This window comes from Pseudomonas sp. G1002 (assembly GCF_013385455.1).
In the GTDB taxonomy this organism is placed as follows: domain Bacteria; phylum Pseudomonadota; class Gammaproteobacteria; order Pseudomonadales; family Pseudomonadaceae; genus Aquipseudomonas.
In genome coordinates, this window is sequence record NZ_JACAPY010000028.1 from 236777 (window position 1) to 248942 (window position 12166).

Consider the following 12166-nt stretch of genomic DNA (forward strand, 5'->3'; position numbering starts at 1 on the left):
AAAAGCTGGCTGAATCGTTAAACTCGCGCACTTTTGTGCGCCATGGATGCTGGTTTACTCATGAAAGTTGTTGTACCCACTCGATTTGCGATGCTGCTTCCCGGACTGCTTGGCCTGTACAGCAGCGCCCAGGCCGATGAAGCGCCACTGGTCCTCGACCCCAGCGTGGTCACCGGTTCGCGCAGTGCCAGCCCGTCGTTTGACCTGCCGTATTCGGTGGACAGCATCAGCCGCGAGCAAATCAGCGATGGCCAACTGGGCATCAATGCTTCAGAGGCACTGTCCCGCGTGCCCGGCCTGGTGGTTCAAAATCGCCAGAACTACGCCCAGGACTTGCAGATTTCCTCCCGTGGCTTCGGTGCCCGCTCGGCATTTGGTGTGCGCGGTATCAAGCTGATCGCCGACGGCATACCCGCCAGCACCCCGGACGGTCAGGGCCAGGCGGCGACGTTCAACCTCGACACCGCCGAGCGCATCGAAGTCCTGCGCGGCCCGGCCGCCACGCTGTATGGCAGCAATGCCGGCGGCGTGATCCAGATGTTCTCCCGCAACGGCGAAGGCCCGCCGCGCATCGGTGCCGAGACGCTGGTGGGCAGTGACGGCCTGAGCAAGAACCACCTCACCGCCGAAGGCGCGGCAGACGGCGCAGGCTTCGTGCTGGACGCCTCGCGCATGGACACCGACGGTTATCGCGACCACAGCAGCGCCCGCCGCGACCAGACCTTTGCCAAGCTCAATTTCGAGCCCGATGAAGACAGCAAACTGGCGCTGATCTACAGCAGCCTGGAACAGAACGGCACGCAGGATCCGCTGGGGCAGGCGTGGGATGCGTACAAGGCCGACCCGCGCTCAGTTAGCAGCGCCGCCGAGCTGTACAACACCCGCAAAAGCATCGACCACCAGCAACTGGGGATGAATTACGAGCGGTATTTCGGTGACGCCACACTGCAGGTGAATGCCTATACCGGGCGACGGAGCGTGATTCAGTACCTGTCGATTCCCAAGGGAACGCCCGCCAACGAACGCGGCGGCGGCGTGGTGCAGTTCGACCGCAAGTTCTACGGCGGCTCCGTGCGCTGGATGCAACCGGTCGACAGCGTGCCGGGCGAGCTGATGATCATCACCGGCCTGGATTTCGACCAGAGCGAAGACAGCCGCCACGGCTACCAGAACTACAGCGGCAACACCCTTGGCGTAAAAGGCCAGTTGCGCCGGGATGAAATCGACACCGCCCGCAGCCTCGACCCCTACATCCAGGCCAACTGGGCCATCAATCGCTGGACCCTGCAAGCCGGGGTACGCCACAGCACCATGGAACTGGATGTCGACGACCAGTTCCTGAGCAACGGCGACTCCAGCGGCAACAAGACCTATCAGAAGAACACACCGTCCGTGAGCGTGATGTACGCCTTCACGCCCGACCTGCACGGCTACGTCAGTGCCGGCAAGGGGTTCGAGACGCCAACCCAGGCGGAACTGGCGTACGCGCCGGGCAACATCGAAGGGTTCAACTTCGGCCTGAAGCCGTCGGAAAGCACGCAGTATGAAGTGGGCTTGAAGGCACAGTTGAACGACACCCGGGTCAACGCCGCTGTCTTCCAGATCACCACCGAGGACGAGCTGGTGGTGGACCAATCGATCGGCGGCCGCACCAGCTACCAGAACGCCGGCCGCACCCTGCGCCGCGGCTTCGAACTTGGCATCGAAAGCCAGCTCAGCGAGCAGTGGAGCACCAACATCGCCTACACCCGCCTGCAAGCCACCTACGACAGCGACTTCATTGGCGGCGGCAAACCGGTGGACAAAGGCAACTACCTCCCCGGTGTGCCGCAAACCACACTGTTCGCAGAGCTCAACTGGAAACCCCGGGACTGGGTCAGCACCGCCGTGGAAGGCATGTACCGCAGCAAGGTCTACGTCGAAGACACCAACCAGCAACACGCGGCACCGGGCTACAGCGTGTTCAACTGGCGTGCACGCTTTGAGCAGAAGGTGGAGCACTGGACGTTCCACCAGACCCTGCGCCTGGATAACTTGCTGGATCGCCAATATGTGGGGTCGGTGATTGTCGGAGACGGCAACGGCCGCTATTACGAAGCAGCGCCGGGACGCTCCTGGTACGCCGGCGCAGGCGCCGAGTACACATTTTAGAAACTGACCATCGAACTTGTGGCGAGGGAGCTTGCTCCCGTTGGGCCGCGCAGCGGCCCTAAACCCCTAGCCCACTGCCTTTGGCAACCGCTGATCAATCACCCGATACAACGCACTGCTCTCAGGCCAGTTACGCATAAACCTTGCCCGATCCCTGGCATATGCCGGAGCGAAGCTGCTCAAGGACGTGTGCTGACACATCGAATCCAGGTCGATCAGCGCCCAGCGATCCGTGTGCCAGAACAGGTTATGCCCCTTGAAATCCCCATGGCTGATGCGCTCGCGGATCAACTCTGCGAACAAATTATCCAGGGCCTGCAATTCGGCCTCGGGTGCCTCGCCACTCTCAACATACGGCGCGAACCGCTCGATGATGTCCGGCCCCGGCAGGTACTCGGTCACCAGATACGCGCGGCTGCGCAGCCACAGGAAGCGCTTTTCCAGCAACGCCAGCGGCTTGGGCGTGGCGATGCCGAGGAACGCCAGGCGATTGCCTTCGCGCCACGAATGCCAGGCCCGGCTCGGGCGCCAGAAGCGCTTGAGCCAATGGGCAACCCCCTTGATGTTGTAGCGCTTGATCACCAGCGGCCGACCACCCACCTCGACCTTGGCGACACTGGCCGCCCCGCCGGTTTTATACAGGTGGCCCTGATCCAGCAGCGCGTCAGCCTGCTCCAGCACCGGCAGCATGGCCGCTTCTTCCTCACGACGAGTCGCGCGCAAGGCGAACGGCCCGCGCACGACGCTGAACAGCGTGCACTCCCGGCCAACCTTGCTCAGGAAATCCTTCAAGCGCCAGACGCTGACCTTGCGTACCTGCTTCTGCAACGCTTCGAGCGGCAACGCGTGTTCGCCATTGCTCAGCAGGTAATACACCAGCAACTCTTCGGTAAACGGCTCGAGGTTTTTCGGCAACTGCGCGAAAAACACCCCAAGGTTTTCCAGGACCCGGTTACGCGACAGCGGTTTGCCCGCCTCTTCGACACAGATCCCGGCGCCGTCGATCAAATACAGTTTGCCGTCCTGACGCAGCAGGTTGTCCAGGTGCAGGTCTTCCTGCCACAGGCCCTTGGCGTGCATCTGCGCAATCGCACCCAGCGCTTCGGCGAGCACCGCTTGCTGCTGGTCAGCCAGCGGCGGCAAGTGTTCAACAGCCTGCCACGCATCAGCCAGGCTATCGGCGCCTTCAAGAAACTCGAACAGCAGCCAACCGCCCTCACCCTCTTGCAGACCATCGGCCAGCAACAGCGGCGTGGTCAGGCCTTGCTCGGCCAACAGCCGCACGCCCTTGAGTTCACGCTGAAAATGCCGCGCCGCCTTGCTGCCCACCAACAATTTGGCCAGCACCGGGCGCCCGCGCCACACAGCTGCGCCGACATAACGCTGGCCCGGCAATACCCGCAGCAGGCTCAGCAGTTGCAACTGCCCAGGCCCGGCAGCGTCTGCCAGTTCGATGCTCAGGGGCAGGCTTGGCGTGCGGCCGGCATTTTTCAGTTCGGACAAACGCATCAGCGGTTCTCCTTGTGACTGCGCCGGGCCGCCAGGCGCTGGTGCCAGGTGGCAACCAATGCGCTGTCCTGCGGCTGGTCCAGGTAGGCCGCCAACAGCTGGCGAACCTGATCGTCCGACCATTGCGGCGCACGGCGCAACAGCGGTTCCAGGTCCTTGACCCGGTCACGCCAGCCGAACAGCAGCGGGCGGGTTTTCTCCAGGTCGATCAACTGCGCCGCGTACCCGTCGCCGGTGGCCTGCAGGAAAATATGCTTGGGATAAAAACAGCCATGCACCTGGCCCACGCTGTGCAACTGACGAGCAAGCTGACCGCAGGCCAGCAGGATTGCCCGCTGCTGCACGTCGCTCAACTCAGACCATTGCTCCAGCAATGAATCCAGGTCATTCCAACCATCCAGCGCCCGGGTCAGCAACATCGCCCGATGCTCTCCGGCCACTTTGCGCTCACCGAAAAACGCCGCCTGCAATGCCGGAATACCCAATTGCCGATAGCGGCTGATATTACGAAATTCGCGGGCAAAACTCGGCTCGCCAAACGGGCGGTGCAAGGTGCGCGTCAGGTAGTTGCTCTGGCGCTTGAGGTAGTAGCCCTGGCCTTCGAGTTCGAGGCGAAACACGCTGCTCCAGCCGCCGCGGCTGGTATTGGGCTCGTCCACCGCATCCAGTTGCTTGGCCCACAGCGCGTCGAAAGTGCCGAGGCCGTTGCGCTCAAGCAATGCTCGATCTTCGGCCGCCAGGAAATCACTCATTCTCGCCCCTCGAAAAACTTCACCACGTGGCGAATTCGCTGTTTGTCCGCCGCGCTCAAGTGTTTGCGCTGACGGTATTGCATGTAGAAGCGCAGGCGCTGGGTGGCCGACAAGTGATACTTGGCGACCTTGTCCAGGCAGGCCAGGTCCTTGGTGATGCGGTATTTGAGCCAGAACCCGCGCCAGAAATCGCCGTTGGGGCAATCAATCAGGTACAGGGTTTGCTGGTCGTCCACCAACAAGTTGCGCCACTTCAAATCGTTGTGGGTAAACCGGTGGTCGTGCATGGTCCGCGTGTATTCAGCGAGCTGGCGACTGATCTTGTTGACCCACACCGGGTCTGACAGTTGCGGGGCATTGCGCTCGGCCAATGCCGACAAGTCTTCAGTCTTCGGCAGCTCGCGCGTGATCATCGCCCCGCGGTGATACGCCAGGCCTTTACGCTCCAGGCCCCAGGCGATCACATCGGCGGTGGGTATGCCCCACTTGGCGAAGCGCTTGAGGTTCTGCCATTCGGACTTGACTCGTGGCTTGCCCAGATAGCGGCGCAACCCCTTGCCTGCACCGACGTAGCGCTTGACGTAATAGTTGACCCCGCCGCGCTCCACGCGAATCACTTCGGACAACGGATCGCGGGTCAGCCGCTCGCCTTGCAGGGCGAACACGGCTTCCAGGCTACCAAAGTCATCCGCCAGGGCGGCGTAAGCGGGTTCCAGGTTCCAACCCGCCATCAGAGCGCATCCCCGTATCGTTGCTTGCGTGCGTAAAGCTTGGCGGCCATACGTTCCAACGCCGACAGCAGCGCGCTTTGCTCGCCCAGGATCTGGCGCAAAGGTTGCTGGAAGTACGCCTTGAGAAACCGCAGTTTGTCGCGCCGGGTCAAACCGATCTCCAGGGCGGAGTAGTAAAGCCCCGCCAGGTCCTTGTCACGCCAGCGCCGGGGAATCTTCGAACGCACCTGGGCACGGTGCAGGTCGATCACCGAGAGCTTGATGTTGTGCACGGTAACCGGTTGGTCGGTGTGCAACAGGAAGTGGCACAGGTAGCAATCACGATGGTTCACGCCCCCCCGGTGCATCGTGCCTAGGGTGCGCGCAAGCTCAACGGTCAAGGCATGCCGAATCGCCGGCACGGGCGGCTGTTTGACCCAGTCCATGGTCAGGTCTTCAAGGCTGACGATAGGCGCCAGCTCTTCAGTGACGATGAACGAGTGCTGGTCGGCCGGGTTGCTGCCCTTTTCACCAAAGGCCACGCCGGTCATGGTGGGCACGCCGAGTTCCTGCAGACGCTGGATCGCGTCCCACTCCTGGCCCGCGCCCAAGACAGGCAACTTGGCCGTGATCAGGTTCTTGAGGATTTCACCCCAGCCAATTCCCCGGTGGATCTTTACAAAATAATGGCGGCCTTCCACTTCCGTACGCAGGGTACGGCGCGCGGCCAGCTCACGAAACACCTGGCCGTCCAGCTTCTCGACTTCGGCGAACGCATCGCGTCCGGCCCACAGGGTCTTGAACGGTTCGGCAAGAATCAACTTCATCGGTTTGGCTCCGCCAGAATCAGGTCCGCAGCGTACTGCGGCATGCTATAGAGGTCGGCCTTCTCAGCGAAGGCCAGACCATTGCGGCTCCAGGCCGCGCGCGCTTGTGGATCGTCGAGCATATCCACCAGGTACTGGTTGAGCTGGGCCTGCTCGAACGGTTCGTCCAACACCCGCCCACTCTGGGCCTTGTCGATGTAAAACGCGTAGCCGCAGACCTTGCTCACCAGCACCGGGAGGCCGGCGACCACCGCTTCGATCAGCACCATGCCGGCCGCCTCGTTGTACGCGGGGTGGATCAACAGGTCGGCGCCCAGCAGAAAGCGCGGGATGTCGCTGCGGCCCTTGAAGAACTGCACCTGGTCGCCCAGGCCCAGCGCAGCACTCTGCAATTGGAATACTTTGGGGTCGTCCTGGCCGATTACAAATAGCCGGGTGCGTTTCTTCAGGCTCGACGGCAGCGCGGCCACGGCCTTGAGGCTGCGATCGACGCCCTTGGTCTTGAAGCCCGAGCCAATCTGCACCAGCAGCAAATCATCGTCGGCCAGGCCGAATTCGCGACGAAACTCGGCGCGGATCTCGGCAGCATTGGGCGGCGCGCGGCGGTCGCGGGCGATGCCCGGCGGCAACAAATGAAAACGCTCGGCCTGGGTCCCGTAATACTGGGTGAACAGTTGCTGCTGGTGTTCGGACAGCACCATGATCTGCGTCTTGGCGTCTTTGTCGAACACTGCACGCTCGTATTCGGCAAAGTGCTTGTACCGGCCGAACCAGCGATACATCGGGTTGCGCAGGTTCTGTGCCTTGTCTTCGAACACGCCGTCGGCGGCGAAGTACAGGTCCAGCCCCGGCATCTTGTTGAAGCCCACCACGCGGTCGACCGGGCGCTTGGCTAGGTCGGCCTGGATCCAGGCGTAGAGCTTTTCATTGCGCCGATGGTTGACCAGCGCCTTGACCGGCGCCACCAGTACTTCAAAGCCCGGCGGCACGTCACCCTCCCAGATCAGCGTATAGACGCGAATCTGATGCCCGCGCTGCTGGCACTCCAGGGCAATACGCATGAAGTCGCGCTGCAGGCCGCCAAAGGGGAAGTATTTGTAGAGGACAAAAGCCAGTTGCATCAGTGTTCCTCAGCCAATAACAACGTGCTTAATCGCGTTGCGACACGCTCAGGGTTCAGGCGAGTGAAGCACAGGGGCCACTCGCGCTTGAGATCGAACCGACGCTGGTCTTCGGCAGTCGGTTGATAAGTGCATTTCTTTTGCAGGCATGGCGCACACGGGAAGTCGCTGGCCAGGTGAATCTGCGCCTTGCCATAAGCCCCGGTCAGGCCAGGATTGGTAGGGCCGAACAGAGAAATCGTTGGCACATCCAGCGCTGCGGCCAAGTGGCCAAGGCCGGTGTCGACCGCAACACACGCCTTCGCCCCCGCCAGCACTCGGGCCACCCCCGCGAGGTTCAGCCTGGGCAGCACTTCAGCGTTTTTCAGGCCCTGGGCCAGGCGTTCAGCCCGGGCTTTTTCGGCGGCATTGCCCCACGGCAACTTCACGTCCACGCCAAAGCGGTCCATGCGTTCGGCCAGGTCGCGCCAGTAGGCTTCCGGCCAGTGCTTGGTGTCCCAGGTGGTGCCGTGCAGCAGCAGTACAAACGGTTTTTTCGGCGGCAGGCCCAGCAACTTGTCGACACTGAGGCCGTAGTCGCCCAGGCCTTTTGGCAGGTCATAACCGAGGGCGACGGCAAACAGCTGGCGCAAGCGCTCCACCGCGTGCTGCCCACGGGCCACGGCCAGGCGCCGGGAATAGAAGTGCGCCGCCAATGGCTCGCGAGCCGACTGTTTGTCGAAACCGGCCACCGGGGCACGTACGTAGCGGGTCAGCCAGGCACTTTTCAGCAGGCCCTGGGCGTCGATCACCAGGTCGTATTTGGTCGACTGCACGCTCTTCTTGAAGCGCCGCCATTCGCCACTCTTGAAGGTCTGCCAGAGGTTCTTGCGCCAGCGGCGGATCGCCACCGGGATCACCTTGTCCACCGCCGGGTGCCAGGTGGGAATCTCGGCGAAGCCTTCCTCCACCACCCAGTCAAACCGGATGCCCGGGATCGCCCGCGCCGCGTCGGTCAACGCCGGCAAGGCATGAATCACATCGCCCAGGGATGAGGTCTTGATTACCAGAACCCGCAACTTAACGAACCTCGACCACAGTGCCCTGCAACCGCTGCAACGCGTCGCTGACAGGTTGCGGCAGCAACTGGCGCAGGCAGTTGTAGTGGCCGAAGCGGCAGGTGCGATCAAAACACGGGCTGCAATCCAGGCCCAGGCGCACCACTTCGACCTTGTCGGCCAGCGGCGGGGTAAACCCGGGAGACGTCGAGCCATACACTGCCACCAGCGGGCGGTTCAGCGCCGCGGCCACGTGCATCAGGCCGGAGTCGTTGGACACCACCGAGTCGGCACAGGACAGCAAGTCGATAGCCTCGGCCAGGGACGTGTCGCCGCTCAGGTTGACCGCCTCTTCGCGCAGCCCCGGGATCAGGCGCTGGCGAATATCCTCGCCCACCGAATGATCGTTTTTCGAGCCGAACAACCAGACCTGCCAGCCCTCGCGAATCTTCATCTCCGCAACCTTGGCGTAATGCTCCGAAGGCCAGCGCTTGGACTCGCCAAACTCCGCGCCAGGGCACAGCGCCAGCACCGGACGGTCCAGCTCCAGGCCGAACTTGGCCAGGGCGGCGTCGCGGGTGACCGGGTCGATTTGCAGGCTCGGGCGCGGATAAGGCGTCGGCAACTCGGCTCCCGGCGCGTAGGCCAGGGCCATGAAGCGCTCGATCATCAGCGGGTAACGGGCCTTGTCGAGCTTGCGCACATCGTTGAGCAGGCCATAGCGAAACTCGCCACGCCAGCCGGTGCGTTTGGGAATACCGGCGAAGAACGGCACCAGTGCCGACTTCATCGAGTTGGGCAACAGGATCGCCTGATCGTACTGGCCGGCCAGGGACTTGCCGATGCGTCGACGGGTCGCCAGCTCCAGCGCGCCGTGGCCGAGCGGGAAGCTCAAGGCCTGACGCACCTCGGGCATGCGCTCAAGGATCGGCCGGCTCCACTCGGGGGCGAGCACGTCGATTTGGCAGTCGGGATGACGTTGCTTGAGGCACTGGAACAGTGTCTGCGCCATCACCATGTCACCGACCCAACTGGGCCCAACGATCAGAATATTCATGTAGTTTCCACAAACGATACGGGGAGGCTCATGCCTCCCCGCCTTATATAGTGTTTCAGCTTAACCCCAGTTCATGCCAGATTCGCTGCACCTGGCGCCGTTCGTCAGCGAACTGGTCCCCTGCCACCGTACCGGCCTCGTTCTGCAGGGCCTGGCGGTGAGCGGCGGAACGGTAGGCTTTATACACCTCGCGCAGCAAATGGGCATCGGCGGCGGGCATCAGCCCGACCTGCTCCAGGCCTTCCAGAATGCGGATATTGTCGGTGTAGCGCAGCAACGATGGATGTTGCGCAGACCACGCCAGAGCCGCGTATTGCACCATAAATTCAATATCGACGATACCTCCGGCGTCCTGCTTGAGGTCGAACGACGCCGTGGGTTCGAAGGCATTCGCCGCCGTTCCCGCCGCCGTGGACTTGGTGCCGAGGTTGTCGCGCATCTTGGCGCGCATCTCGCTGACCTCCTGGCGCAGCTTGTCCAGGTCCTGCGCGCGGCCCAGCACTTGCGCCCGTACCTGCTCGAAAGCACGGCCCACATCCTGACTGCCTACCAGCACTCGCGCACGCACCAGCGCCTGGTGCTCCCAGGTCCAGGCTTCGTTTTCCTGATAACGCGCAAATGCGCCCAGAGAACTCACCAGCAAACCGGATGCGCCCGAAGGCCGCAGGCGCATGTCCACTTCATACAACTGGCCCGAGTTGGTCTGGGTGGTCAGCAGATGAATGATTCGCTGCCCCAGCCGGGTAAAGAACTGCGCGCCATCGATCGGCTTGGCACCGTCGGTTTCGGCCTGGGGGTCACCGTCATGGATAAACACCAGGTCCAGGTCCGAACCATGCCCCAATTCGATGCCGCCGACTTTCCCATAACCGACAATGATGAAGCCAGGATCGCACAAGGTGCCGTCCACCCGTTGCGGCGAGCCGTAGCGGGCAACCGTCTGGCGCCAGGCCAGGGCCAGCACTTGTTCGAGGATGGCTTCGGCGAGCCAGGTCAGGTAGTCGCTGACTTTCATCAGCGGCAGGCTGCCGGCGATTTCCGAGGCGGCCACCCGCAGGCGGTGGGCCAGCTTGAAGTGCCGTAGGGCCTCCATCTGCTGCTCAAGGTCATCTTCGGGGATGCGCGTCAGGCGCTCGCGCAATTCGGCGGCCAGTTCCGGCGCCAGCGGCGGCTTGAACAGGCGGCCTTCGTTGAGCAGTTCGTCCAGCAGCAGCGGGAAGCGGGTGATCTGCTCGGCAATCCACGGGCTGGCGGCGCACAGGGTCAGAAGGCGACGCAGGGCGTCGGGGTTTTCCGTCAGCAACACCAGATAAGCGGAACGCCGGGCGACGGCTTCGACCAAGGGCAGGACGCGCTCCAGTACCAGGTCCGGGTTGGCATGTTCGACGGCCTGGGCCAGCAAGCGCGGGATAAATGCATCCAGACGCTCGCGACCCAGGCGCTGCATGGCACGCAATTGCGGACTGCTGCGCAGGCCGGCCAGGGTTTTCAAGGCTTTGGGCGCGTCGGTAAAACCGCCTTCCTGCAACTGACGGCAGGCGGCTTCCTCGTCCTGGGACTCTTCCCACAACGGCAACCACTCACCGCCCACCACCAACTCGCTCTCTTCGCCCTCTTCTTCATCCGGATCGGCAATCACCTGGCGGAAATGCCAGTCCACCCGGCCACGCCAGTACATCAGGCGCTCATGAAACGCGGTCCAGTCCGGAAAGCCCAGCATGAAGGCAATCCGCGCCTGGTCTTCGGTGCCATCCGGGAGCATCTGCGTCTGGCGATCGGCGATCGCCTGGATCGCGTGCTCGGTGTAGCGCAGGAATTCATAGCCATCGCGCAGCTCGGCGACCACCGCCGGCGGCAGGTAACCCTGGCCTTCCAGGGTACCCAGCACTTTTAACAGTGGGCGCTGCTGCAGGCTCAGGTCACGGCCACCGTGGATCAGCTGGAACGCCTGGGCGATAAATTCGACTTCACGGATGCCGCCCGAGCCGAGCTTGATGTTCTCGGCCATGCCCTTGCGCCGCACTTCCTGCTGGATCAACTGCTTCATGGTGCGCAGCGCTTCGATGGCGGAAAAGTCCAGGTAACGCCGGTAGACAAACGGTCGCAACATGTCGAGCAGTTGCGCACCGGCCACCTGGTCACCGGCCACTACCCGCGCCTTGATCATGGCGTAGCGTTCCCAGTCGCGGCCCTGGTCCTGGTAGTACTGCTCCAGCGCGTTGAAACTGAGCACCAGCGCCCCGGCTGAGCCGTAAGGTCGCAGGCGCATGTCGACCCGGAACACAAAGCCGTCGACGGTCATCGGGTCCAGGGCCTTGATCAGTTTTTGACCAAGGCGGATGAAGAACTCCTGGTTGTCCAGCGAGCGCTTCACGCCAACCGTGTCGCCGCCTTCGGGGTAGGCGAAGATCAGGTCGATGTCGGACGACAGGTTCAGCTCCACTGCGCCGAGCTTGCCCATGCCGAGGATGACCATGTGCTGCGGTTCGCCGCTGCGACGGCCCGTGGGTGTGCCGAACAACACGCAGTGGCGCTGGTACAACCACTGATAGGCCTGGTCGATGCTGGCGTCGGCCATGTCCGACAGGTCGCGGCAGGTTTGCACCAGGTCCGCCTGTCGGGTCAGGTCGCGCCAGATGATCCGCACCTGCTGGCGGGTGCGCTGGCGGCGCAGAACCCGGCCCAGTTCGTCTTCTGTCTCGGCTTGTTGCACGGCCGTTGCAATCTGTCCGCACAGCTCGCCGGGGGCAAAGCTGCGGTCCAGTTCGCCCCAGGCCACCAGCTCGAGCAACATCAAAGGGTCACGAACACTCTGTTCAATGACGAAATCACTGGCGGCGCACACACGGGCGAAGTCAGCCCAACGTTGCGGCGTCCACTCAGAAAGGCCATTATCGCCGTCCAATCCGGCCACGGCGTCACGAAATGACTGCTCGGCCCGCTTGGCAAATGGAAGCAGGATGGCCGGGAGTTCGGCCTGCATTGGAAGGCTCATGGTCTAT

The 12166-nt window shown here is 62.9% G+C and carries 9 protein-coding genes; 1 reads left to right on the forward strand and 8 read right to left on the reverse strand.

Annotated elements, in window-relative coordinates; genetic code table 11:
* Window positions 1-60 precede the first annotated feature (60 nt).
* The gene (locus HX801_RS18870) at window positions 61-2151 is read left to right on the forward strand and encodes a TonB-dependent receptor (protein ID WP_174717770.1); all 2091 of its coding nucleotides are present in this window, start codon (window positions 61-63) and stop codon (window positions 2149-2151) included.
* 66 nt (window positions 2152-2217) lie between these two features.
* Here the strand turns inward: HX801_RS18870 and HX801_RS18875 are convergent, their stop codons facing one another.
* The 8 genes from HX801_RS18875 to glnE are packed head-to-tail and all read right to left on the reverse strand — an operon-like array spanning window position 2218 to window position 12159.
* Window positions 2218-3660 (reverse strand): lipopolysaccharide kinase InaA family protein, encoded by a 1443-nt coding sequence (locus tag HX801_RS18875; RefSeq protein WP_177022506.1) that lies wholly within the window; start codon window positions 3658-3660, stop codon window positions 2218-2220.
* Complete coding sequence (locus HX801_RS18880; protein WP_008439156.1) at window positions 3660-4412, reverse strand: lipopolysaccharide kinase InaA family protein; 753 nt, start codon at window positions 4410-4412, stop codon at window positions 3660-3662. The genes HX801_RS18875 and HX801_RS18880 overlap by 1 nt, the downstream gene beginning before the upstream one ends.
* A complete protein-coding gene (locus tag HX801_RS18885) occupies window positions 4409-5143 on the reverse strand; it encodes a lipopolysaccharide kinase InaA family protein (protein ID WP_177022507.1) in 735 nt (244 codons plus the stop codon). Before HX801_RS18885 ends, HX801_RS18880 begins: the two co-directional genes overlap by 4 nt.
* On the reverse strand, window positions 5143-5949 hold the full coding sequence (gene rfaP, locus HX801_RS18890) for a lipopolysaccharide core heptose(I) kinase RfaP (protein ID WP_134325629.1): 807 nt from the start codon (window positions 5947-5949) through the stop codon (window positions 5143-5145). Before rfaP ends, HX801_RS18885 begins: the two co-directional genes overlap by 1 nt.
* Window positions 5946-7070, reverse strand: coding sequence for a glycosyltransferase family 4 protein (locus HX801_RS18895; RefSeq protein WP_177022508.1), 1125 nt, complete (start codon window positions 7068-7070; stop codon window positions 5946-5948). Before HX801_RS18895 ends, rfaP begins: the two co-directional genes overlap by 4 nt.
* Window positions 7070-8128, reverse strand: a complete 1059-nt coding sequence (gene waaC, locus HX801_RS18900; RefSeq protein ID WP_003209442.1) for a lipopolysaccharide heptosyltransferase I — start codon at window positions 8126-8128, stop codon at window positions 7070-7072. The genes HX801_RS18895 and waaC overlap by 1 nt, the downstream gene beginning before the upstream one ends.
* Before the next feature lies 1 nt (window position 8129).
* A complete protein-coding gene (gene waaF, locus HX801_RS18905) occupies window positions 8130-9164 on the reverse strand; it encodes a lipopolysaccharide heptosyltransferase II (protein ID WP_087692498.1) in 1035 nt (344 codons plus the stop codon).
* Window positions 9165-9219: 55 nt separating this feature from the next.
* Window positions 9220-12159, reverse strand: a complete 2940-nt coding sequence (gene glnE / locus HX801_RS18910; protein ID WP_102367964.1) for a bifunctional [glutamate--ammonia ligase]-adenylyl-L-tyrosine phosphorylase/[glutamate--ammonia-ligase] adenylyltransferase — start codon at window positions 12157-12159, stop codon at window positions 9220-9222.
* Window positions 12160-12166 lie beyond the last annotated feature (7 nt).

Excerpts from the sequence above, each read along its gene's own strand:
- HX801_RS18895 (WP_177022508.1), bottom strand. The coding sequence starts at position 7,070 with ATGCAACTGGCTTTTGTCCTCTACAAATACTTCCCCTTTGGCGGCCTG.
- HX801_RS18880 (WP_008439156.1), bottom strand. The coding sequence starts at position 4,412 with ATGAGTGATTTCCTGGCGGCCGAAGATCGAGCATTGCTTGAGCGCAAC.
- glnE (WP_102367964.1), bottom strand. The coding sequence starts at position 12,159 with ATGAGCCTTCCAATGCAGGCCGAACTCCCGGCCATCCTGCTTCCATTT.
- waaF (WP_087692498.1), bottom strand. The coding sequence starts at position 9,164 with ATGAATATTCTGATCGTTGGGCCCAGTTGGGTCGGTGACATGGTGATG.
- HX801_RS18875 (WP_177022506.1), bottom strand. The coding sequence starts at position 3,660 with ATGCGTTTGTCCGAACTGAAAAATGCCGGCCGCACGCCAAGCCTGCCC.
- HX801_RS18870 (WP_174717770.1), top strand. The coding sequence starts at position 61 with ATGAAAGTTGTTGTACCCACTCGATTTGCGATGCTGCTTCCCGGACTG.
- rfaP (WP_134325629.1), bottom strand. The coding sequence starts at position 5,949 with ATGAAGTTGATTCTTGCCGAACCGTTCAAGACCCTGTGGGCCGGACGC.
- HX801_RS18885 (WP_177022507.1), bottom strand. The coding sequence starts at position 5,143 with ATGGCGGGTTGGAACCTGGAACCCGCTTACGCCGCCCTGGCGGATGAC.